General features: G+C 69.3%; 16 protein-coding genes and 1 tRNA gene. 9 read left to right on the top strand and 8 right to left on the bottom strand.

Translation table 11 applies throughout. The features are described 5' to 3' along the window. Nucleotides 1-69: 69 nt before the first annotated feature. The 8 genes from BM345_RS15350 to BM345_RS30555 all read left to right on the top strand — a co-directional run bounded on the left by BM345_RS15350 (nucleotide 70) and on the right by BM345_RS30555 (nucleotide 10,001). Nucleotides 70-1,644 carry a vWA domain-containing protein gene (locus BM345_RS15350; RefSeq protein ID WP_093380843.1) on the top strand — a complete coding sequence of 525 codons (1,575 nt, stop codon included), beginning with the start codon at nucleotides 70-72 and terminating at the stop codon, nucleotides 1,642-1,644. A 407-nt stretch (nucleotides 1,645-2,051) separates the two neighbouring features. Next, nucleotides 2,052-4,577: a nitrite reductase large subunit NirB gene (gene nirB / locus BM345_RS15345; RefSeq protein WP_093381149.1), complete on the top strand. Its 2,526-nt coding sequence runs from the start codon at nucleotides 2,052-2,054 to the stop codon at nucleotides 4,575-4,577. Nucleotides 4,578-4,608: 31 nt separating this feature from the next. Next, nucleotides 4,609-4,947 carry a nitrite reductase small subunit NirD gene (gene nirD, locus BM345_RS15340; protein WP_093380841.1) on the top strand — a complete coding sequence of 113 codons (339 nt, stop codon included), beginning with the start codon at nucleotides 4,609-4,611 and terminating at the stop codon, nucleotides 4,945-4,947. A 12-nt stretch (nucleotides 4,948-4,959) separates the two neighbouring features. Then, nucleotides 4,960-6,264: a nitrate- and nitrite sensing domain-containing protein gene (locus tag BM345_RS15335; protein WP_093380840.1), complete on the top strand. Its 1,305-nt coding sequence runs from the start codon at nucleotides 4,960-4,962 to the stop codon at nucleotides 6,262-6,264. 360 nt (nucleotides 6,265-6,624) lie between these two features. Beyond that, nucleotides 6,625-7,482 (top strand): formate/nitrite transporter family protein, encoded by an 858-nt coding sequence (locus tag BM345_RS15330; protein WP_093380838.1) that lies wholly within the window; start codon nucleotides 6,625-6,627, stop codon nucleotides 7,480-7,482. 23 nt (nucleotides 7,483-7,505) lie between these two features. Continuing rightward, nucleotides 7,506-9,254, top strand: a complete 1,749-nt coding sequence (locus BM345_RS15325; protein ID WP_093381148.1) for a bifunctional protein-serine/threonine kinase/phosphatase — start codon at nucleotides 7,506-7,508, stop codon at nucleotides 9,252-9,254. Between the two features lie 74 nt (nucleotides 9,255-9,328). Further along, a tRNA-Met gene (locus BM345_RS15320) sits at nucleotides 9,329-9,405 on the top strand. Between the two features lie 20 nt (nucleotides 9,406-9,425). Then, entirely contained in the window at nucleotides 9,426-10,001 is a 576-nt protein-coding gene (locus tag BM345_RS30555; RefSeq protein ID WP_254789749.1) for a lysozyme inhibitor LprI family protein, read from the top strand. A gap of 48 nt (nucleotides 10,002-10,049) precedes the next feature. Here the strand turns inward: BM345_RS30555 and BM345_RS15310 are convergent, their stop codons facing one another. The 5 genes from BM345_RS15310 to BM345_RS15290 all read right to left on the bottom strand — a co-directional run bounded on the left by BM345_RS15310 (nucleotide 10,050) and on the right by BM345_RS15290 (nucleotide 16,335). Beyond that, nucleotides 10,050-10,379 (bottom strand): hypothetical protein, encoded by a 330-nt coding sequence (locus tag BM345_RS15310; RefSeq protein WP_093380837.1) that lies wholly within the window; start codon nucleotides 10,377-10,379, stop codon nucleotides 10,050-10,052. A gap of 165 nt (nucleotides 10,380-10,544) precedes the next feature. Continuing rightward, the gene (locus BM345_RS15305; protein ID WP_093380835.1) at nucleotides 10,545-10,940 is read right to left on the bottom strand and encodes a hypothetical protein; all 396 of its coding nucleotides are present in this window, start codon (nucleotides 10,938-10,940) and stop codon (nucleotides 10,545-10,547) included. A gap of 550 nt (nucleotides 10,941-11,490) precedes the next feature. Beyond that, the gene (locus BM345_RS30765) at nucleotides 11,491-13,080 is read right to left on the bottom strand and encodes a methyl-accepting chemotaxis protein (RefSeq protein WP_093380834.1); all 1,590 of its coding nucleotides are present in this window, start codon (nucleotides 13,078-13,080) and stop codon (nucleotides 11,491-11,493) included. Nucleotides 13,081-13,224: 144 nt separating this feature from the next. Beyond that, nucleotides 13,225-15,960 carry a LuxR C-terminal-related transcriptional regulator gene (locus BM345_RS15295; RefSeq protein ID WP_093380832.1) on the bottom strand — a complete coding sequence of 912 codons (2,736 nt, stop codon included), beginning with the start codon at nucleotides 15,958-15,960 and terminating at the stop codon, nucleotides 13,225-13,227. A gap of 162 nt (nucleotides 15,961-16,122) precedes the next feature. Continuing rightward, nucleotides 16,123-16,335 (bottom strand): hypothetical protein, encoded by a 213-nt coding sequence (locus tag BM345_RS15290; protein ID WP_093380830.1) that lies wholly within the window; start codon nucleotides 16,333-16,335, stop codon nucleotides 16,123-16,125. Between the two features lie 174 nt (nucleotides 16,336-16,509). On the opposite strand from BM345_RS15290, the gene BM345_RS15285 reads away from it, so the two are divergent. After that, complete coding sequence (locus BM345_RS15285; protein WP_093381145.1) at nucleotides 16,510-17,958, top strand: alpha/beta hydrolase; 1,449 nt, start codon at nucleotides 16,510-16,512, stop codon at nucleotides 17,956-17,958. Here the strand turns inward: BM345_RS15285 and BM345_RS15280 are convergent. Genes BM345_RS15280 through fdhF form a run of 3 tightly spaced genes read right to left on the bottom strand, consistent with a single transcriptional unit; the run spans nucleotide 17,955 to nucleotide 21,946 of the window. Continuing rightward, nucleotides 17,955-18,176 (bottom strand): formate dehydrogenase subunit delta, encoded by a 222-nt coding sequence (locus BM345_RS15280; RefSeq protein ID WP_093380829.1) that lies wholly within the window; start codon nucleotides 18,174-18,176, stop codon nucleotides 17,955-17,957. The genes BM345_RS15285 and BM345_RS15280 overlap by 4 nt on opposite strands. After that, entirely contained in the window at nucleotides 18,166-19,065 is a 900-nt protein-coding gene (gene fdhD / locus BM345_RS15275; RefSeq protein ID WP_093380827.1) for a formate dehydrogenase accessory sulfurtransferase FdhD, read from the bottom strand. Before fdhD ends, BM345_RS15280 begins: the two co-directional genes overlap by 11 nt. Nucleotides 19,066-19,075: 10 nt before the next feature. Further along, nucleotides 19,076-21,946, bottom strand: a complete 2,871-nt coding sequence (fdhF, locus tag BM345_RS15270) for a formate dehydrogenase subunit alpha (protein WP_093380826.1) — start codon at nucleotides 21,944-21,946, stop codon at nucleotides 19,076-19,078. Nucleotides 21,947-21,964 lie beyond the last annotated feature (18 nt).

Genomic DNA, 21,964 nt, shown 5'->3' with positions numbered 1-21,964 from the left:
GGGCCGGATGCTAACCCCGTCACACCGTGGCCCGCCGTATCAGTGGCATCCACAACACGGAGCCACCGCATGACAACACCAAGAATCGTCCCTGCCCGCGCACGCCGCCTGCAGTCTGCAGTCCTGTGCCTGGGCTTGTCGCTGCTGGCCGGCGGCTGCGGCGCGGGCAGCCCGATGATGCCGGCGGACGCGGCACGCTGGCCGCAGCCCGCACCGCAACCCGAGCCGGTGCAATGGCCCGCCCAGCCGGTGGCGGTTCAGACGCGGCCCAACTTCGAGGCGCCGTCGGCACCGCACTGCGCGCGGCCGGCGCAGACGGTGGAACTGCCCGGCCGCGCGTCCGCCACGCAATGGCCCGAGCGCCCCGCCCCCGGCGTTGCGAGGCGCGCGTTGCGCGACGAAGAGGCGCGTGTCGATGAATCCGCCGCCGCGCCGGCGCCTCCGTCGGTGGCCGCGCCCGCCTCGCCATCCGCATCCGGCGCGGCCGCCGCCAAGCGCGGCGAGCGCGCTGCCGCCGACGCCATGGCGAAGGAAGCCCCGGCCGCCAACTACCTGCCGCAACCCGCCCCGTCCGACGCGCCGCTGCAGCGCCAGCGCCTGCCTCGCCAGGAGGTGGTGACCGCAGGCATGGTGGACGACAACGCCGACTTCGCCAGCTACCTGCAGTTCCGCCAGCGCAATGCCGGCGTGGCGCACCGCGAGCGCGACGTGAGCGAGCGCTACCTGCTGCAGGTGCGCAACGCGGCCGGCGAGGTGGTGCCCGATGCCGAGGTGGCGGTGCGCGCCGCCAACGGCGCTGCCATGTGGGCCCGCACCGATGCGGGCGGCCGCGCCTGGCTGCATCCGCGTGCCTTCGACCCGGCCGCCAGCACCATCTACGAAGTGGCCGTGCGCAAGAACGGCCGCCAGGCCAATGGCTTCCTGCGCCGCGGGCAGAAGAGCGCGGTGGAGTTGACGCTGGACGCCGGCGCCGTGCCGGCCCGCGCCCGCCTGGACCTAGTGTTCCTGGTGGACGCCACCGGCTCCATGGGCGACGAGATCGCCAGGCTGCGCGCCACGCTGCACACCATCGCCCGCGAGGTCGCCGCCCTGCCCAGCCGCCCCGACACCTGTTTCGGCCTGGTGGCCTACCGCGACCAGGGCGACGCCTTCCTGCTGCGCCGGCACGACCTCACCAACGACCTGGCCAGCTTCCAGCAGGTGCTGGACGCGCTGCAGGCGGCCGGCGGCGGCGACTACCCGGAAGCGATGAACGAGGCGCTGAACGACACGGTGCACCGCATTAGCTGGCGCGGCGACGGCGCCACCCGCATGGTGGTGCTGCTGGCCGACGCGCCCCCGCACCTGGACTACGGGGGGCCCCAGTACGACGACGACATGCTGGCCGCGCTGGGCAAGGGCATCAAGGTCTTCAGCGTGGGCGCCAGCGGCCTGGACACCCAGGGCGAATACGTGCAGCGCCAGATCGCGCAGTACACCGGCGGGCGCTTCGTCTTCCTGACCTACCGAAACGCCGCGAACCCGGCCAGCGGCCCCGGGCGGGAGACGGTGCACGAGGTGAGCAACTATTCGGTGGACACGCCGGACCGCCTGATCGTGCGGCTGGTGCGCGAGGAACTGGGCAAGCTCCCGCGCGGCGGCTGAGCGCGCGCCGACCCCAAGTTGGTGATGCGGCGCACCATGCTGAAGCGGCCGGCTCCTGCTGCGCGAGCTTCCGCGGCCGTTTTCCGACCGGCGTCCCCCAGTGAAAGGCGCCGTGGCCCCTGCCAGGCCCGCATGGCACGGCCCTTGCTCACCCTCCTTCATCCACCGGTGATGTCGCCGTTGGAAGGCCGGCCACCTTGCCGGCCGACTCTCCGCTGACGGTGGCGGAACCCGCAAGGTGCCCAGGTCCGAAAGGACGAAGCCCGTGCGGGGATTCCAACCCTACCCACATCAGGCGGAGTGCGCGATTCATCGTTCCTCCGCCGGGGTGGCCCGAGGCGCACGCGGAGCTTTCCATCGTCGTGTTCCAACGGTCCACCTGCATTTCGCGAGAAGGACCAGTCATGATGAAGATCGTTGTTGTCGGCCACGGCATGGTGGGCCACAAGTTCCTGGAGGCCCTGGCCGAGACCGGCCTGCCCGACGTGGAGGTCACCGTGCTGTGCGAGGAGCCGCGCGCCGCCTACGACCGCGTGCACCTCTCCGAATTCTTCAGCGGCAAGAGCGCCGACGAGCTCTCGCTGGTCGAACCCGGCTTCTTCGAGCGCACCGGCTTCAAGCTGCGCCTGGCCTCGCGCGCCGCCGCCGTGGAGCGCCGCACGCGCCACGTGACCACCGCCGACGGCGAAGTCATTCCCTATGACAAGCTGGTGCTGGCCACCGGCTCGAACCCCTTCGTGCCGGGCGTGCCGGGCCGCGAGCGGGAGCACTGCCATGTGTACCGCACCATCGAGGATCTGGAGGCGATGCAGGCCTCGGGCGCCAAATCGAAGAGCGGCGTGGTGGTGGGCGGCGGCCTGCTGGGCCTGGAATGCGCCAAGGCGCTGCGCGACATGGGCCTGGAAACGCACGTGGTGGAGTTCTCGCCGCGCCTGATGGCGGTGCAGGTGGACGAAGGCGGTGGCCGCATCCTGCGCAGCAAGATCGAGGAACTGGGCGTGCATGTGCATACCGGCCGCAACACGGTTGAGATCACCGACGGCGCCGGCGCGCGGCATCGCATGGTGTATGCCGACGGCACCTACCTCGAGACCGACATGATCGTGTTCTCCGCCGGCATACGCCCGCGCGACGAGCTGGCCCGCCAGTGCGTGCTGGCCATCGGCCCGCGCGGCGGCGTGGTGATCGACAGCAACTGCCTCAGCAGCGACCACCATGTCTACGCCATCGGCGAATGCGCCTCGTGGAACGACCAGACCTTCGGCCTGGTCGCCCCCGGCTACGACATGGCCCGCGTGGCCGCGCGCCACATCGCCGGCCAGGCCGACGCCGCTTTCGTCGGTGCCGACATGAGCACCAAGCTCAAGCTGATGGGCGTGGACGTGGCCAGCATCGGCGACGCGCAGGGCAAGACGCCCGGCTGCCGCAACTACCAGTACGTGGACGAGCGCAAGCAGGTCTACAAGAAGATCGTGGTGAGCGAGGACGGCAAGCAGCTGCTGGGCGCCGTGCTCGTGGGCGACGCGGAGGAGTACGGCACGCTCCTGCAGATGGCGCTCAACGGCATCGCGCTGCCGGCCGACCCGGAGTTCCTGATCCTGCCCGCCAGCGACGGCAAGGCCCGGCCCGGCCTGGGCGTGGATGCGCTGCCCGACAGCGCGCAGATCTGCTCGTGCAACAGCGTGAGCAAGGGCCAGATCTGCGCGGCGGTGTGCGGTGGCGCCACCAGCATCGGCGAGCTCAAGGCCTGCACCAAGGCCGGCGCCACCTGCGGCGGCTGCGTGCCGCTGGTCACGCAGATCATGAAGGCCGAGATGAAGAAGCAGGGCCTGGCGGTGAACAACCATATTTGCGAGCACTTCGCCTACTCGCGCCAGGAGCTGTACCACCTGATTCGCGTGGGTGAGATCAAGAGCTTCGCCGACCTGCTCGCCAGGCATGGCAAGGGCCTGGGCTGCGACATCTGCAAGCCGGCCGCGGCCAGCATCTTCGCTTCATGCTGGAACGAGTTCGTGCTCAAGAAGGAGTTGGCCAGCCTGCAGGACAGCAATGATTACTACCTGGGCAACATCCAGAAGGACGGCAGCTACTCGGTGGTGCCGCGCATGCCCGGCGGCGAGGTCACGCCCGAGGGCCTGATCGCCGTGGGCCAGGTGGCGAAGAAGTACGCGCTGTACACCAAGATCACCGGCGGCGCGCGCGTGGACCTCTTTGGTGCACGCGTGGAGCAGCTGCCTTTCATCTGGGAAGAGCTCATCGCCGCCGGCTTCGAGTCCGGCCATGCCTACGGCAAGTCGCTGCGCACGGTGAAGAGCTGCGTCGGGTCAACCTGGTGCCGCTACGGCGTGCAGGACAGCGTGGGCATGGCGGTGGAATTGGAGAACCGCTACAAGGGCCTGCGCGCGCCGCACAAGATCAAGTTCGGCGTGTCGGGTTGCACCCGCGAATGCGCCGAGGCGCAGGGCAAGGACGTGGGCGTGATCGCCACCGAGAAGGGCTGGAACCTCTATGTGTGCGGCAACGGCGGCATGAAGCCGCGCCACGCCGAACTGCTGGCCTCGGACCTGGGCAAGGAAGAGCTGGTGCGCATGATCGACCGCTTCCTGATGTTCTACGTGCGCACCGCCGACCGCCTGCAGCGCACCAGCACCTGGCGCGAAAGCCTGGAGGGCGGGCTGGACTACCTCAAGGACGTGATCGTGAAGGACAGCCTGGGCCTGGGCGACGAGCTGGAATCGCAGATGCAGCACGTGGCCGACACCTACCAGTGCGAATGGAAGACCGCCGTGACCGACCCGCAGACGCGCGCGCGCTTCCGCTCCTTCGTCAACAGCGACAAGCCCGACGAGCACATCGTGTTCGTGAACGAGCGCGGCCAGCGGCGTCCGGCCCGTGCAGAGGAACGCGCGGCCGCTCAGACGGAAGCCGCCTGAAGCGCGCAACTAGATCAGAAAGGACCCCGCCATGAAGACCCAAGACAACGATTGGACCGCCATCTGCGAGGCCAGCGACATGCTGCCCAACCTGGGCATCTGCGCACTGGTGAAAGATCGCCACGTGGCCGTGTTCCGGCTGCAGGACGAGCAGTACTTCGCCATCGACAACGTCGATCCCAAGTCCGGCGCCAGCGTGCTGTCGCGCGGGCTGGTCGGCAACCTGGGCGAACGGCTTGTCGTGGCCTCGCCCCTGTACAAGAACCACTTCGACCTGCGCACCGGCGAGTGCCTGGAAACGCCCGAGCACTCGGTGCGCGCCCACGCCGTGCGCATCGAGCAGGGACAGGTGCAGGTAGCCCTGGCCTGATCGACCCCGCGCATGCCGGACACGGCGCCGCTGTCCCCCGCCCAACTCGTGCTGCTGGCCAGGCAGCGCGAGATCGACGCCATGCGCCGGCTGCAGGCTCGGGCCGACCTGGTGGAGGCGCTGGGGCAACTCATGCATGCCCTGCAGCGCGAGCGCGGCGCGTCGAGCATCTTCCTCGCGTCGCTCGGCGTGCACTTCGCCGACGTGCGGCGCGTGACGGTCGAGGCGGTCCATGAATCGCAGCAGCGCCTGCGCCTGCTCGTCGAATCGCAGGCCGAGCCTTCACAGGGCGCCAGCGCGCGCATCCTGTCGCTGCTCGCCTGGGTGCTGCTCGACCTGGATGCCCTGCCCGCACTGCGCGCGCGCATCGAGGGCCAGGCGCTCAGCGCGCACGACGCGGTGGCTGCCTACAGCACGCTGATCGCCGGCCAGGTGGAGCTGATCTCCCACGTGGCCGATGCCACGCTGGTCCCCGGCGTGTCGCCCCTGCTGGTGGCCTTCCTGCATCTCGTTCAAGGCAAGGAGGCCGCGGGCCAGGAGCGGGCGGTGGGCGCGCTCATGTACGCATCCGGCCTGTGCGACGACGAGCACCAGCAGCGCGTGATCCACCTCATCGACTCGCAGGAACGATCGCTGCAGGTGTTCGCCGAATTCGCCGACCCGGCCTTGCGCGCGCGCTGGGAGGCGCACCAGCTCTCGGCCGGCACCGCGCGGCTGGAACGCCTGCGTCGCACCTTGTGCGCCGCACGGCCCGGCATGGCGCTGGACAGCCAGCTCAGCGAGGCCTGGTTCGACGTCAGCAGCGCGCGCATCGACATGCTGTGGGACCTGGAGGTCGCGCTGACGCAGCGCCTGCGCGAAGCCTGCGCGGAACAGATCCGGCAGGCCGAAAAAGAGCTGCAGGATTCCGAGGGCCTGTTGCAAAGGCTGCGCGACAACCCGCCGCCGCATGCGCATGCGGTGGAGCACTTCTTCGACATGGCCTCGCAGCCCGAGGCGGCGCCCGCGCTGGCGGTGGACCCGGCTTCGGCCACGCTGCTGCAGCTGCTGCAGTCGCAGTCCACGCGCCTGGCCGGCATGGAGGCCGAGCTCGACGCCGCCCGCCGCGCCCTGCACGAGCGCAAGGTGATCGAGCGCGCCAAGGGCGTGCTGATGTCGCGCCTGCGCATGAGCGAGGAAGCCGCCTTCCGCGCCCTGCAGAAGACCTCGATGGACCAGAACCGCCGCCTGCTGGACGTGGCCGAGGCCACGCTCTCGCTGCCTGACCAGACCTTCGAGCAACTCGCCGCGCAGCAGGGCGACAAGCTGCGGCGCTGAAGCCCCGTGGTACACGAGCGAACTGGAACCATCGCGGTGCCGGGCCTGCACCGGTGCGGGGCTCGCGACCCGTCACCCGGCGAGCGAAACAACGCGAATGCGCCCGAAGCGGGCGAAACGCGGGCATTTCCTCGGGCATGGAACCTGCATCAGTCGCTGCACCGAGCTAACGGCGGCTCGACCCCCGCTGCCCGCAACGACTGAGCGGCCAGCAACCACCCCCCCTGGATGACGGCGTCCGAGGCAACCCTGCAGCTTGCATGCGGGTGCATGCCTGCGGCGCCGTTCCCGCTCGCGCGTTCTTCTGCCACGCATGGCGTGGCCGGCACGCGCGAACACCTCAAAAAAGGAAGACAGAAGATGGCCTACCTCGCTCCCGCCGAGTTCGTGACCAAGATGGTCGACGCCGGCGAATCCAAGCTGCTGATGTCCACCCGCGACACGCTGATCCGCTCCTACATGGCCGGCGCCATCCTCGCGCTGGCGGCCGCCTTCGCCGTGACGGTGACGGTCAACACCGGCAATGCGCTGGTAGGCGCCATGCTCTTCCCGGTCGGCTTCATCATGCTGTACCTGATGGGCTTCGACCTGCTCACCGGCGTGTTCACGCTGGCGCCGCTCGCGGTGTTCGACCGCCGGCCCGGCGCCACCTGGGGCGGCGTAATTCGCAACTGGGGCCTGGTGTTCACCGGAAACTTCGCCGGTGCGCTGACCGTGGCCGTGTTCATGGCCATCATCTTCACCTTCGGCTTTTCCGAGGCGCCCAACGCGGTCGGCGAGAAGCTGGGCCACATCGGCGAAGGCCGCACGGTGGGCTACGCTGCGCACGGCGCGGCCGGCATGCTCACGCTGTTCATCCGCGCCGTGATGTGCAACTGGATGGTCTCCACCGGCGTGGTGGCGGCCATGATGTCCACCACCGTCTCGGGCAAGGCCATCGGCATGTGGATGCCGGTGATGATCTTCTTCTACATGGGCTTCGAGCACTCCATCGTGAACATGTTCCTGTTCCCCACCGGCCTGATGCTGGGCGGCAAGTTCACGCTGATGGACTACCTGATCTGGAACGAGATTCCCACGGTGCTGGGCAATCTGGTCGGCGGCCTGACCTTTGTCGGCGCGACGCTCTACGCCACCCACTACAAGACCGCGCCGAAGCGCAACGTGGCCGCCGTCGCGGCGGTGAAGGCCCAGCCGGCCAAGCGCGCCGCCGCCTGATCCACGCGGCATCGATGCCGCCCATGGGCACCCAGGTCGACGACACGACGCTGCGCATCACGCTCGGCCAGCACTCGCGCGCCGGCCGGCACGGCGTCAACCAGGACTTCCACGGCGCGATGCTGCCGGGTGGGGCGCTGCTGCACAGCAAGGGCATCGCGCTGGCGCTGGCCGACGGCATCGGCTCCAGCGCCGTGAGCCAGGTCGCCAGCGCGGCGGCAGTGCGCGGCTTCCTGGAGGACTACTACGCCACCTCCGACGCCTGGTCAGTGCGCCGCTCGGCGCAGCGCGTGCTCGCGGCCACCAACTCCTGGCTGCATGCGCAGAACCAGCGCGGCGACGCGCGCTTCGACAAGGACCGCGGCCATGTCTGCACCTTCAGCGCACTGATCCTCAAGGGACGCGAGTTGCACCTGCTGCACGTGGGCGACGCACGCATCTACCGCGTGCACGAGGCGGCGCTGGAGCGGCTGACCGAGGACCATCGTGTCCACCTCGGCGGTGCCGAGTCCTACCTGGGACGCGCGCTGGGCGTGAACGCTGCCGTGGAGATCGACTACCAGTGCCTGTCCGCCGAGGCCGGCGCCATCTACCTGCTAGCCACCGATGGCGCCTACACGGGGCTGGACGCCGCGGCCGTGCAGGCCGCATTGGCGCGCTGGCCCGGCGACTTCGACGCCGCCGCGCAGGCCCTTGCAGATCATGCGCAGTTACGCGGCAGTGACGACGACATGACGGTGCAGCTGCTGCGCGTGGACGCCTTGCCCCCGGGCGACCCGCAGCAGTTGCAGTCGATGCGCGAATCGCTGGCGCTGCCGCCGCCGCTCGCGCCGCGCATGTGCTTCGAGGGCTACACCATCGTGCGGCCTCTTCACGTGAGCGCGCGCAGCCACGTGCACCTGGCCGTCGACGACGCCACGGGGCGGCAGGTGGTGATCAAGACGCCGTCCACGGACCTGAGCGAGGACGCGGCGCACCTGGATGGCTTCCTGCTGGAGGAATGGGTGGCGCGCCGGCTGAACAGCCCGCACGTGCTGCGTCCGCTGCCCGACGAGCGCCCACGCCGGCATCTCTACGTCGCCATGGAATACGTGCAGGGCCAGACGCTGGCCCAGTGGATGACCGACCATCCGCGGCCCGACCTGGACAGCGTGCGCCGCATCGTGGCGCAGCTGGGAGCAGGCCTGGCGGCCTTCCACGGCAAGGAAATGCTGCACCAGGACCTGCGGCCGGAGAACGTGATGATCGACGCCGCCGGCACGGTGAAGATCATCGACTTCGCGGCGGTGCGAGTGGCCGGACTGGCCGAGGGCTCGCCGGACACGGCGCCCGCCATCGCCGGATCGCTGCAGTACACGGCGCCCGAGTACTTCTCGGGCGGCGCGGTGGGCGAGCGATCCGACCTCTTCTCGCTGGCCGTGCTGAGCTACCAGATGCTGTGCGGCCAGTTGCCCTACGGCCTGCAGGTGACGCAGGTGCGCAACGTGGCCGGGCTGCGCCGGCTCCGCTACCAGCCGCTGCGCAACCTGCGACCGGACCTGCCGGCCTGGCTGGACGCCGTGCTGCGCAAGGCCCTTCAAGCCGAGCCCGGGCGGCGACAGGAAGCAGTTTCCGAGTTCGTCCACGACCTGCGCGCGCCCGGTCCGCAGTTCCTCCGAGAACGCGTGCCTCCACTGGCGCAACGGCACCCGCTGTTTTTCTGGCAGATGTGCACCCTGGTGCTCGCGCTGGCCGTGCTGGGGCTGCTGGGGCGCATGGCCCTGGTCCCCTGAAAGCAAGGCACCTCATTGGGAGCTGCCGGGCCAGCTTGCCGGGCTATGCAAAACACGGCTATAATTTAGGGCTCGGCTCTTTAGCTCAGTCGGTTAGAGCGATGGAATCATAATCCACAGGTCCGCGGTTCGAGTCCGTGAAGAGCCACCAAAATCAGAAAAGCCCCGCAAGTGCATGACTTGCGGGGCTTTTTCTTTGGCTTGACCAAACAGGAAAGCAAAGCGCCGACGCCAACGATTCTCAGCGCCATTCAAGCCGCGGCCTGCATGCGGCCGAGTGTGCGAATCTCTTGCGCGACGAAGCGCCCCTCAATTGCGCTTCTTGTTGCCCTCGTCTTCGCGAACTCGTCGTGTTTCTCCGCGCAATACCAGCCCAGCGTTCAGGAGGTGTTGGCGGCCCTGGAGAAACGCTCCGGAATTCCAGAGACCGAACTGCAGCTACTGCTGGGCAAGTGCGATGCCAGTCAATCCGCAATGAACATATGTGCGTATCGCGACGTCGTCGCGGCCGACCTGGTTCTTCAGCACACCGTCGCCCGCAAGATCGAGCAGTCGCCAGGCTGCAAGGCCAGCCTCGAAGCAAGCACTGCTCGTTGGGCCTCGGACCGTGCCAGGGGTTGCAAGCAAGGTGCCGCCAAGGACTATGGCAGCGGATCGCTTGCTCCGATGGCCGAGTCGATGTGCATGACGCATGAACTCGAGCAGATGACGAAAAGGATCGAGCGGCAGCGTTCCTGCGCGCGTTGAATCCTTGGAAACCGCCCTGACTTCTTCGCCCGCTCTGCGTCAACGGCCTCAGGACGCTTCGTTGCGCTGCCGGTAGCGCGAGTCGGCCCGCGGCGGCGGCTCGGCGTCCATGTTCCAGCTGGCGCCGAAGCTCGCCATGTAGGCGACCACGCGTTCGATCTCCTCGTCGTCGAGCACCTGGAAGGCCGCCATGAAGAAGGCCCGCGTCACGCTGATCTCGCGCGGCGCCTGCCCGCCGGTATGCTTTCGCCACTGCTCCGGCTGGACGGCGAACAGGCGCGCCATCTCGTAGGCCGTGAGGCCGAACTGCTCCTTGAGCACCTGCAGGTCGCGCGGCGTGGGTGGCCGGTAGTCGTTCACCGGAGGCGTGATCCGCATGGGGGCCCTGGCCCTATCGTCGTCGTCAGTCTTGTTCACGTAGGCCTGGCTGTGATTCCTGGCGGAATCATGGGTGGACATCCTTGAAGGTACGTGGCGCCGCGCAGGTCGCCGCGCCACATTCCGAGGATTCTACCGACCCTTTAGGTCGCACCCCAACGGGTGTCATCCGGCCACGGCGTCCTCCACGGCGGCGCCGGACGCCTGCATGCGGTGATGCAGGTCGTGCCACTGGCACAAGGCGCGCAGGTTCTCCGGCCGCAGGTCCTGCGGCTCGTGGTTGGCGTGAGCCAGCTTCAGGGCCACCTGCATGGGGCGTTGCAGCGCGATGAAGCGACCGCCATCCAGCACCGTACCGTCGGCGCGTGCGCGCACGTTGCCGTTCCAGTGATCCAGCCACGCGGGCTGCGGCTGCGCGGGCGCGGCCTTCGCCTCGCCGACGTGCACGCCCAGCGTGACCATCGCGCCGTGGGGGGCTCCGCACGTTTCGCACTTGTGGCCCGCACGCTCGCGAATGAGCTGCGAAACCTCGCGCCATTCTGCGGAATTGGCATCATTCATTTCGAGTCCTTCTTCAGGTCCGGGCAACATCGCCCACGCATGCACTCAGCTGCGGTGCATGCATCGACGTCGGTTGCGTTCGCGTGGCTCGTCGAGAAGACGAGGTGGCAGCCTTCGAGGGCGTGGTGAGTTCGGTGCCGGCAGCACACGAAGGCTGCGGCGGATGCATCGGTGCGCATGCCGGTCGCGGCGCGAAGGCGAATCGCCCGGCGCGCGCGCACTGCGCGATTCGATCTGCGGGGTGTGCAGCTTCGCAGGGGGAACGAGCGCGATGCGCAGTTCCTGTCCGGCGGGCTAGGCTACCGGCTCACCGGGCCTGTGTCAGGAGGGCCTTTCGATGGGGCCTGTGCGGTTCATGGGTGTGCGTCCTTGGAGGGTTGCGGGCGCTGCGTCATCGCTGCGCCACGATCCCATTTTACCGACCTTTTAGGTCGTAAGTAAAAACCCGCAGCCGAATTTCGTGAACTAGTTCTCGCGGCGGCCCAGCTTGTCGCCATCACGCCGCAGGCGTTGTCGGAAGCGCGTGGTAGATACGTCGATTCCGCCAATGTCACGCCGAGGCGAGGCGCATGTCGACGCCTTCCAGCCTGAACATGCGTACGGCCTCGACCAGTTCGCCTGCCTGCTCGTGCATGGCATGGGCCGCGGCCGAAGCCTCCTCCACCATCGAGGCGTTCTGCTGCGTCACTTGGTCGATCTGCCGGATGGCGTCGCTCACCTGTTGGATGCCGGCACTTTGCTCCTCGCTGGCCGAGCTGATGCAGGCCATGATGTCCGTCACGCGGCGCACGCTGCCGACGATCTCCTGCATGGTCTGGCCGGCCTCGTTGACCAGCGCGCTGCCGGCGTCCACTTGGTGCACCGACTCGCCGATCAGCGTCTTGATCTCCCGGGCCGCCGCCGCCGAGCGCTGCGCCAGCGAGCGCACTTCCGATGCGACCACCGCGAAGCCGCGGCCCTGCTCGCCGGCGCGCGCCGCTTCCACCGCCGCGTTGAGTGCCAGGATGTTGGTCTGGAAGGCGATGCCGTCGATGACGCTGATGATCTCCACCACCTTGCGCGAGGAACTGTTGATGGAGGCCATCTTCTGCACCACCTGGCCCACCACGGCGCCGCCGCGCAGCGCCACCTCGGAGGCCGAGGCCGCCAGCTGATTGGCCTGGCGCGCGTTCTCCGCGTTCTGCCGCACGGTGCCGGTGAGCTGGGTCATCGAGACGGTGGTCTGCTCCAGCGAGTTGGCCTGCTCCTCGGTACGGCTCGACAGGTTGCGGTTGCCGGCGGCGATCTGGCTGGACGCCGAGGCGATGGAATCGGTTCCGGCGCGCACTTTGCCCACCACCACGGCCAGACCTTCGTTCATCTCGCGCAGCGCGTTCATCAACAGGCCCGACTCGGAGCGATCGGCCACCTCGATGCGGGCCGACAGGTCGCCCGAGGCCACGCGCTGCGCCACCGACACGGCCTGTCCTAGCGGCAGGGTGATGGAGCGGCTGGTCCACAGCGCGAGCAGCACGCCGCCGACCAGGGCGCTGCCGCTGATGCCGAGCATGAGCCAGCGCGCCTTTTGGTAGGCAAACTGCGCCGAAGCCGCGCTGTCGTCAGCACCCTTCTTGAGTACGCGGCCGAACTCCGATACGTGGGCGATCACCCGGTTCAGCAGCGGCATGCAGTCCAGCGTCAGCGCGACGATGGCGGCCTCGGTGCGCTTCGTGGTGGCCAGGGTGACCACCTGGGTGGCAATGGGCAGGTACTGGGTCTCCAGCGACTTCAGTTCATCCAGCATCCGCAGTTCCTGGGCGCTGGCATTGCCCGGCACGCGCATGAGCGAATCGAGCTCGCGCAGGCTCTGGTCAATCTCGCGCTGGGAGCTTGCCACCAGGTCCAGGTCGCCCTTCTGCGCCGCCGGATCGCTCTTGAGCGCCAGGTTGCGCGCGGCCACGGCGCGCGTCCCGATGGCAAAACGCGCGTTGTCCAGCAGGTCCAGCTTGGCCGAACTGACCGAGGTCTGGTAGGCGATGCGCGCCGACAGGTCGGCCATCTGGTGCAGGCCGATGCCGGTGATCAGCAGCTGCAGGACGAGCATGAGGCCAAAGCCCAGGCCGAGGCGCGCGCCGATCTTGAGGTTCGAGATGAAGGACATGGTGGATGTCTCAGGAAGTTGGAAGAAGGCGCCTGCCGGATTTCCGGCGGCCACGCCCCATGCCCTGGATATCGGCAGCCACCTCCCCCATCACCCCACCCGCGAAGGGTGGTGCCGGAAACCGATCCGGGCCGGGCTGGGCCGTCAGCCCGTGGCGACGGCGCCCAGGCGTGGCGCCACGTCGTCCCGCCCGTGCACGCCGAGCTTGAGGTAGACGTTCTTCAGGTGCCACTTCACCGTGTCCAGCGACAGCCCCAGTGCGCGTGCGATGCGCTTGTTGGGCATGCCCTGGCGCAGCAGGGCCACCACCTCTGCCTCGCGCGGCGTCAGCAGGGACTCGTCGCCCGCCGCGGCCGCCCCCCAGCCTGGCGGGCCGTCTGCCGCGCGATGCTGTCGGGCCGCCATGGCCTCGATGCGCTCGACATGGAAGGCCAGCCGCGCATCCAGCCCCGGCTGCCCTGCCGCCTCGCGCAGCAGGCGCGGCGCCTGCGGATGCGCATCGAGCAGTGTCTGCATCAGCCCCAGGCGATGGGCCAGTGCCAGCGCCTCCTGCATGAAGGCCTGCGAGGCCGGCCGGTCGCCCAGGCTGCGCGCCACGCCGGCCGACTGCACCAGCAGGTAGGCGAGCCGGCGGCCCAGCCGGCGCTCTCGCGTCCTGCCGACGAGGATGACCAACCGCTCGCGCGCCTCGACGAGGCGCCCCTCGTGGATGGCCATGCGCACCTGGACGCGCTCGGCCACCGCCGGCACGTCGCCATGCGTGCCCGCCGAGGACTGCGCATGGCGATCGCCCAGCGCGTCGAGCCGGCGCAGGCAGATATGCGCCGCCTCCGGCTCGTCGGCCGCCAGGTGGATCTTCAACCGGTCCAGCAGCAGGTAGGCCTCAGCGCGATCCAGCTTCAGGCGCCGTGCCTGCTCCAGCGCGCCGTCGAGCACTTTGTGCGCCTGCTGCAGCTGGCCCGCCAGCACATGGCTGCGGCTGATCACCAGCGCGATGCGCACGGTGGCATCGGGGATCAGCGGCTGTTCGCTGGGGCCATGGCCGGCGAACATGCGGGACGCCTCGCCGGGGCCGTGCCGCTCGTAGCTCACATCCACCAGCAGCTGCTGCGCCAGCGAGACGGCCTCCATGCAGTTGCCGCGGTCGCCCGCCTCGGCCAGCACGGCGCGGTAGTGCTCCTCGGCCTCCCGCATGTCGCCTTGCACCGCATGGGACATGCCGACCATGGTTCGCCCGACCAGCGAGCCGAAGATGGTGCCCACGATGGGCTCTCCATCGAGCAGCGGCGCCGCGCCCTCTTGCTGGATGGTGCGTGCGCGCTCATGCTCGCCCAGGTGCAGGAACAGCCAGCTCAGCACGTTGCGGCGTCCGGCCACCGCGATCGCATCCGCCCCGGCCGGCGGATGCAGCAGCTCGTCCAGGTGGACGACGGCTGCGGCGGTGTCGTCGCGCAGCACCGCCGACAGGCTGCGCAGCAGGGTGAGCCGGTAGTGCATGACCGGATCGCCCCCGTGCTCGGCCTCGACCTGGGCGATGACGCGCTCGCAATCCTCGAAGCGGCGCTCGCACAGTGCGATCCACGCCAGCCACAGCCGCAGCGCCGCGTGGGCCTCGCGCAGCTCGGGCGGCAGCTGCCGCACCAGTGCCACCAGCGCGCGGATATCGCCCTTGGCGAAGAGCAGCCGCGCCCCGCGATCCGCCATCTGCGCGGCGCTTTGCAGGTCGCCGGCCAGCAGCGCATGGCGGGTCGCCTCGTGGTGCAGGTTGCGCAGGGCGAACCAGTGCCATGCGCTCATGTGGACGCGCTGCCGCTCTTCAACGCTGCGCGATACGAAGCGGCTGCGCAGCAGGCCGCGCGCCAGCGGGTTCATGCGCCACCAGCCGTCCCCGGCCTGCGGCCCCGCCGGCGACAGCAGGCCGGCCGATTGGAAGCGCGCCAGGTCGGTCGCCACGCTGCCCACGGAAACGCTCGGCGCCGCAATGGCACTGCACAGCGACACGCTGAGCGCCGCGGCGCCGGCCCACGATTCCAGGGTGCGCAACTGCGCCGAATCGAAGCCGGCCAGCACCTGCTGGTCGAAGAAGGCGGCGATGCGCTCGTCGGCCTCGTGCAGGCCATCGGCCAGCTTGGCCGCCGCGGCGCGGCGCTGCCGGCACTGCGCCGACAACAGCTGCAGCGGCATGGCCCAGCCTTCGCTGAGCTCGTGCAGCATGTTGGCCTGATGGGCGTCGACCTGCAGAAGGCGTTCCGCCAGGAAAAGCGCCGTCTCGGCGCGCGAGAAGCGCAGCGCCTCGCGGTCCAGGTCCAGTACCTGCCCCTGCGCACGCTCGCGCGCGAGCGTCAGCGGCAGCATGCCGCCACGGGTGGCAAGAGCCAGGCGCAGGGACGACGGCGCGTATTCAAGCAGCAGCTGGAAGATCTGGCGCACGCCCGGATCGGTGCCATGCTGTGCGTCGTCGACGACCAGCACCATGGGCCGGCCGTGCGCCGCGAGGCCGTGCACCAGCGCGATGACAACGCGCTCCAGGCCGTCGGGCTGCAGCCCGCCCATCGCTTCTTCCCTGGCCTGCGTGGATATGCTGCGGTCGACGGAGGCGAAGGCTCCCAGCAGCGCCTGCACGCAGGCGGCCGCATGCATGCCCGGCGCCAGCGCGAGCCAACCGACGTCGGTGCCGCTGCCGACCAACTGGCGCTGCCATGCGAGCAACAGGGAGGTCTTGCCGTAGCCCGCCGGGGCGTCGATGACGACGCAGCGTCGCTGCGATGCCGCGTCCAGGCGCGCCATCAGCCCCGTGCGCTCGATCAGCAGACGGCTGCGCGTGCGCCTGGGGACGGCGGCCCGCCGCGGGTCGGCCGCTGCCGTTGTGTCGTGGTTCATTTGTCTTGCTCTCGCGGGGCAGCCTGGGCTCGCGTGGGTCGCAGGGCTCGCGCCGATGTGCAGGAGCCCGTGCGAGGCCCATGCCGCTCAATTCTCAGGATACGTTGCGCTGCGCGCGATGTCTGCAAGGCGTTCTTCTTACTTTGGCGCCAGTGGGTCTCGCTAGCGACGGGTGTCCGCCATGTCCTGCTGTCCTCGCGCAGCCAGGGAGGCCTCGATCGATTCGCGCAAGGCCTGAACTCTTTCTTCGTAAGTCGACGCCTCGCGCAGTTGTGCGCGCTCGTACCGCCATGACAGCCAGATGTAGATGGCCAGGGCGACGAGCATGGGGATGACGCTCAGTGCCATCCAGAAATCGACTGTCAACTCGCTCATGGGGGGAGGACGCTTCGACGGCCGCCCTTGGCTGCGTGCCGGGGCCAGGAAGCGTCGCATCGATCATAGGTGCCGAAGCGCCGGCTGCACCGATCCGCCATCGCCATTGCAGCGGCGATTGGCAGAATGCTTCACACAATCTTCGTCCGAATTGCAGGAGCCGACGTGATCTCCATGGTTCTTCGATTGTTGAAGTGGTCGTTGTTGGTGGTCCTCATCGTGGCCGCCAGCGCGATTGCGCTGCGGACCTACGACATGCAGCGCGGCCCGCCCCTGCAGCTGTGGCACAAGGTGGTGCCGCACGAACTGACGCGCGGCGAACTGCGCAAGGCCGACTGGCCAGCCTGGCTCGCGGCCGAGCAGGCGGTGTTCGACGAGGTGCGGTCCGAGGTCGGCGGCCGCCTCCCGCCCGAGGCGCAGGTGCCCGCCAACCGCTATTTCGAAGGCAGCCCCATCTACCCGGGGCGCCTGGCGCAGGACTGGAACCGCTCCTACGTGCTCCAGCCCGACGGCCCGCCGCGCGGCGCGGTCGTGATGCTTCACGGCCTCACCGACTCGCCCTACAGCCTGCGGCACATCGCGCGGATGTACCGCGAGCGTGGTTTCGTTGCGGTGGCGATCCGCATGCCCGGCCACGGCACCGTGCCGGGCGGCCTCACGCATGTCGAATGGGAAGACTGGTCCGAGGCCACGCGCCTGGCGGTGCGCGAGGCCCGCCGCCTGGCGCCGGCGCCGCTGCCGCTGCACCTGGTGGGCTTCTCCAACGGCGGCGCGCTGGCGATGAAGTACGCGCTGGATGCGCTGGACGACCCGCAGCTCGCGCGGCCGGCGCGCGTCGTGCTGATCGCGCCGATGATCGGCATCACCGAAGCCTCGCGCTTCGCCGGCGTGCTGGGCTGGCCCGCGGTGCTGCCCGCCTTCGCCAGCGCGGCGTGGCTGGGCATCGTGCCGGAGTTCAACCCCTTCAAGTACAACTCCTTTCCGGTGAACGGCGCGCGTCAGTCCTCGCTGCTCACGCGCGACCTGCGCGCACACATGCTGCGCGAGGAGCAAGCAGGCAAGCTCGCGCAGCTGCCGCCCATCCTCACCTTCCAGTCCCTGGTGGACTTCACGGTGATCACGCGGGCCATCGTCACCGACCTTTATGCGCGGCTGCCGGACAACGGCAGCGAGCTGGTGCTCTTCGACCTGAACCGCAGCGCCAGCTTCCGCCTGCTGCTCAGCGACAGCAGCACGCTGCAGTTCGAGCATGTGCTGCCCGCGCCGCCGTTGCGCTTTCGCTCCACGGTCATCACCAATGTCTCGCCGGACACCGGGCAGGTGCTGGAGCGCACGCTGCCCGCCGGCGCCAGCAAGGCCAGCACGCGGCCGCTGGCGCTGGAGTTCCCGGCCGAGGTGTTCTCGCTCTCGCACCTGGCACTGCCCTTCCCGATCGACGACCCGCTCTACGGCCTGCGCCCAGGCGGGAACAACGAGTTCGGCGTGAACCTGGGTGCCATGGCGCTGCGCGGGGAACGGGGTGCGCTGGTCGTGAGCCAGGAGTCGCTGGCGCGGCTGTTGTCGAACCCCTTCTACCCCTACATGGCCGAGCGCATCGCCCAGGGCATTCCGGCGGCGCGCTAGAGAATCTGCGAACGGTGCCGGGCGATGGCCTCGGCCGCCATGTTCGACAGGCCGTCGCCGCTGGCGTCCACGTGCGCCATCAGCTGCTCGCGCATGCGCGGCTCCCAGAAGCGGCGCAGGTGCTGCGCCATCTCTTCCAGCGCCGCGGCGCGGTCGGGCATGGCCTCGAAGAAGGTGCCGATCTGGTTGACCATGCGCACCAGGTTGTCAGCGTGCATGGCGGCTCTCCTGTTGCTGTTGTTGTTGCTGCTGCTGGCCTTCCAGGCTGAGGCGGCCACTGTCGCAGTACACCACCAGGTCCTGCTGGCGAGCGAAGCCCACCAGCGTCATGCGGGCCCGCTGGGCCGTCGCGACGGCGAACGACGTCGGCGCGGAAACCGCTGCCAGCAGCGGCACGCCAGCCATCGCGGTCTTCTGCACCATCTCGAAGCTGGCCCGGCTGGTGACGGCGATGAAGCCGGTGGAGGCATCCACGTCCTGCGCGGCCAGCGCGCCGATCAGCTTGTCCAGCGCGTTATGCCGGCCCACGTCCTCGCGCAGCCACATCACCTCGCCCTCGGCCGAGCACCAGGCGGCGGCATGTACCGCGCCGGTGGCCTGCTGCAGCGTCTGCAGCGCGCAGAACTGCGACATGGCGCGACTGATGGCATCGCGCGACAGCGGCGCACCATCCACCAGCACCGGCAGGTCGCGCGCCACGTGCGCCAGGCTCTCGGTGCCGCACAGGCCGCAGCCGGTGCGCCCGGCCATGCCGCGGCGCCGGTCCTTGAGGCGCGCGAAGGCGCCGCTGGCCACGTGCAGGCGCAGCGTGATGCCCAGTTCCGACGGCACCTCGTCCACCGCGTACAGCTCGTGCGGCGCGTCCAGGATGCCTTCGCTCAGCGAGAAGCCCAGCGCGAAGTCCTCCAGGTCCAGCGGCGTGGCCAGCATCACCGCATGCGAGATGCCGTTGTATTCCAGCGCGACGGGCACCTCGTCGGCGACCCAGTCGTGCACGGCGAACTCCCGGCCGGCGCGCACGCCGCGCACCGGCAGCGAGCGCGCGCCCTCGCAGAAGGCCACGGCCTGGGCGATGAAGTCCTGAGGCTTGGTCGTCGTGGTGCTCATGCCTTCCTCCTCACTTGCCGGTCACGGCTTCGGCGACCGGTGCGTTGCGCGCTTCCAGCAGTTCCTGCTGCACCTGGTTGAAGCGGCTGTACTCGCGCTGCCAGGTGGAGGGCTGCATCACCGGCATCACCTGCACCGCGGTCACCTTGTACTCGGGACAGTTGGTGGCCCAGTCGGAGTTGTCGGTGGTGATGACGTTGGCGCCCGACTCGGGGAAGTGGAAGGTGGTGTAGACCACGCCCGGCTGCATGCGCTGCGAGACCGTGGCGCGCAGCACCGTCTCGCCGGCGCGGCTCTGGATGCCCACCCAGTCGCCGTCCTTGATGCCGCGGTCCTCCGCGTCCTGCGGGTGCACTTCCAGCCGGTCCTCGCTGTGCCACTGGTTGTTGTCGGTGCGGCGGGTCTGCGCGCCCACGTTGTACTGCGACAGGATGCGGCCGGTGGTGAGGAGCAGCGGGAAGCGCCGCGTGACCTTCTCGTCGGTGGCCACGAACTGCGTGATGATGAAGCGCCCCTTGCCGCGCACGAAGGCGTCGATGTGCATGGTGGGCGTGCCCTCGGGCGCGTCCTCGTTGCAGGGCCACTGCACGCTGCCCAGGCGATCCAGCTTGGCGTAGCTCACGCCGTGGAAGCTGGGCGTGAGCACGGCGATCTCGTCCATGATTTCTTCCGGGTTGGCGTAGTCCATGGGGTAGCCCAGGGCCTGCGCCAGCTTCACCGTGACTTCCCAGTCGGCATAGCCGGCCTTGGGCGGCATCACCTTGCGAACGCGCGAGATGCGGCGCTCGGCGTTGGTGAAGGTGCCGTCCTTCTCCAGGAAGGAGGAGCCCGGCAGGAACACGTGGGCGTACTTGGCGGTCTCGTTGAGGAACAGGTCCTGCACCACCACGCATTCCATGGCCATCAGCGCCGCGGCCACGTGCTGCGTGTTGGGGTCGGACTGCACGATGTCCTCGCCCTCGCAGTAGATGCCCTTGAAGGTGCCGCCGACGGCGGCGTCGAACATGTTGGGAATGCGCAGGCCCGGCTCGGGGCTGATCTCCACGTTCCACGCCGACTCGAACAGCTCGCGGGTGGTGCTGTCGGACACGTGGCGGTAGCCCGGCAGCTCGTGCGGGAAGGAACCCATGTCGCAGGAGCCCTGCACGTTGTTCTGGCCGCGCAGCGGGTTCACGCCCACGCCCTCGCGGCCCACGTTGCCGGTGGCCATCGCCAGGTTGGCGATGCCCATCACCGTGGTCGAGCCCTGGCTGTGCTCGGTCACGCCCAGGCCGTAGTAGATGGCGGCGTTGCCGCCGGTGGCGAACAGGCGCGCGGCGGCGCGCAGCTCGGCGGCCGGCACGCCGGTGAGCGGCTCGGTGGCTTCGGGCGCGTTCTCAGGGCGGGCCACGAACTCGCGCCATTGCGAGAAGGACAGCGGGTCGCAGCGCTCAGCCACGAACTGCTCGGCCACCAGGCCCTCGGTGACGATCACGTGCGCCAGCGCATTGACCACCGCCACATTGGTGCCGGGGCGCAGCTGCAGGTGGTGCGAGGCCTGCACGTGCGGCGACTTCACCAGGTCGATGCGGCGCGGGTCCACGACGATGAGCTTGGCGCCCTCGCGCAGGCGCTTCTTCATGCGCGAGGCGAACACCGGGTGGCCGTCGGTGGGGTTGGCGCCGATCACCATCACCACGTCGGCCTTCTCCACCGACTTGAAGGTCTGCGTGCCGGCCGACTCGCCCAGGGTCTGCTTCAGGCCGTAGCCGGTGGGCGAGTGGCACACGCGGGCGCAGGTGTCGACGTTGTTGTTGCCGAAGGCGGCGCGCACCAGCTTCTGGACCAGGTAGGTCTCTTCGTTGGTGCAGCGCGAGGAGGTGATGCCGCCCACCGATTCGCGGCCGTACTTGGCCTGCAGGCGCTTGAACTCGCTGGCGGCGTGGCCGATGGCTTCTTCCCAGCTCACCTCGCGCCACGGGTCGGTGATCTTGGCGCGCACCATGGGCTTGAGGATGCGGTCCTTGTGCGTGGTGTAGCCCCAAGCGAAGCGGCCCTTGACGCAGGAGTGGCCGTCGTTGGCCTTGCCGTCCTTCCACGGCACCATTCGCACCACCTCGTTGCCCTTCATCTCGGCCTTGAAGGCACAGCCCACGCCGCAGTAGGCGCAGGTGGTGATGACGCTGTGCTCGGCCTGGCCCAGCCAGATCACCGACTTCTCCTGCAGCGTGGCGGTGGGGCAGGCCTGCACGCAGGCACCGCAGCTCACGCATTCCGATTCCATGAAGGGCTGGTCCTGCCCCGGCGACACGCGCGAGTCGAAGCCGCGGCCGCTGATGGTCAGCGCGAAGGTGCCCTGCGTTTCCTCGCAGGCACGCACGCAGCGGTTGCAGACGATGCACTTCGAAGGGTCGTAGGTGAAGTACGGGTTGGACTCGTCCTTCTGGCTCCTGAGGTGGTTGGCGCCATCGGTGCCGTAGCGCACGTTGCGCAGGCCGGTCACGCCGGCCATGTCCTGCAGCTCGCAGTCGCCGTTGGCCGAGCAGGTCAGGCAGTCCAGCGGATGGTCGGAGATGTAGAGCTCCATCACGCCCTTGCGCAGGTCCTGCAGCGCGGGCGACTGGGTGCGCACCTTCATGCCCGGCTCGGCCGGCGTGGTGCACGAGGCCGGGTAGCCGCGGCGGCCCTCGATCTCCACCAGGCACAGTCGGCAGGAGCCGAAGGGCTCCAGGCTGTCGGTGGCGCAGAGCTTGGGCACGCGGACGCCGGCGTCCACGGCCGCACGCATCAGCGAGGTGCCCGCGGGCACGGTGACTTCCTGGCCGTCGATCTCCAGCGTGACTTCACGCTCCGACTCGCGTGCCGGGGTGCCGTAGTCGATTTCCTTGAGGTGGTCGAGCATCGTGAATGTCCTTCTTGT

The sequence above is a fragment of the Variovorax sp. OV329 genome (genome assembly GCF_900114785.1).
Lineage (GTDB): Bacteria > Pseudomonadota > Gammaproteobacteria > Burkholderiales > Burkholderiaceae_C > Variovorax.
This window is presented reverse-complemented; position numbering and strand designations above follow the sequence as displayed.

What these genes read in the sequence shown, in the direction of transcription:
- fdhF (WP_093380826.1), bottom strand. Translation starts at nt 21,946, where the DNA reads ATGCTCGACCACCTCAAGGAAATCGACTACGGCACCCCGGCACGCGAG.
- BM345_RS15325 (WP_093381148.1), top strand. Translation starts at nt 7,506, where the DNA reads ATGGGCACCCAGGTCGACGACACGACGCTGCGCATCACGCTCGGCCAG.
- BM345_RS15310 (WP_093380837.1), bottom strand. Translation starts at nt 10,379, where the DNA reads ATGCGGATCACGCCTCCGGTGAACGACTACCGGCCACCCACGCCGCGC.
- BM345_RS15290 (WP_093380830.1), bottom strand. Translation starts at nt 16,335, where the DNA reads ATGAGCGAGTTGACAGTCGATTTCTGGATGGCACTGAGCGTCATCCCC.
- BM345_RS15295 (WP_093380832.1), bottom strand. Translation starts at nt 15,960, where the DNA reads ATGAACCACGACACAACGGCAGCGGCCGACCCGCGGCGGGCCGCCGTC.
- BM345_RS15330 (WP_093380838.1), top strand. Translation starts at nt 6,625, where the DNA reads ATGGCCTACCTCGCTCCCGCCGAGTTCGTGACCAAGATGGTCGACGCC.
- BM345_RS15285 (WP_093381145.1), top strand. Translation starts at nt 16,510, where the DNA reads ATGGTTCTTCGATTGTTGAAGTGGTCGTTGTTGGTGGTCCTCATCGTG.
- BM345_RS30765 (WP_093380834.1), bottom strand. Translation starts at nt 13,080, where the DNA reads ATGTCCTTCATCTCGAACCTCAAGATCGGCGCGCGCCTCGGCCTGGGC.
- BM345_RS15280 (WP_093380829.1), bottom strand. Translation starts at nt 18,176, where the DNA reads ATGCACGCTGACAACCTGGTGCGCATGGTCAACCAGATCGGCACCTTC.
- nirB (WP_093381149.1), top strand. Translation starts at nt 2,052, where the DNA reads ATGAAGATCGTTGTTGTCGGCCACGGCATGGTGGGCCACAAGTTCCTG.
- fdhD (WP_093380827.1), bottom strand. Translation starts at nt 19,065, where the DNA reads ATGAGCACCACGACGACCAAGCCTCAGGACTTCATCGCCCAGGCCGTG.
- nirD (WP_093380841.1), top strand. Translation starts at nt 4,609, where the DNA reads ATGAAGACCCAAGACAACGATTGGACCGCCATCTGCGAGGCCAGCGAC.
- BM345_RS15350 (WP_093380843.1), top strand. Translation starts at nt 70, where the DNA reads ATGACAACACCAAGAATCGTCCCTGCCCGCGCACGCCGCCTGCAGTCT.
- BM345_RS15305 (WP_093380835.1), bottom strand. Translation starts at nt 10,940, where the DNA reads ATGAATGATGCCAATTCCGCAGAATGGCGCGAGGTTTCGCAGCTCATT.
- BM345_RS15335 (WP_093380840.1), top strand. Translation starts at nt 4,960, where the DNA reads ATGCCGGACACGGCGCCGCTGTCCCCCGCCCAACTCGTGCTGCTGGCC.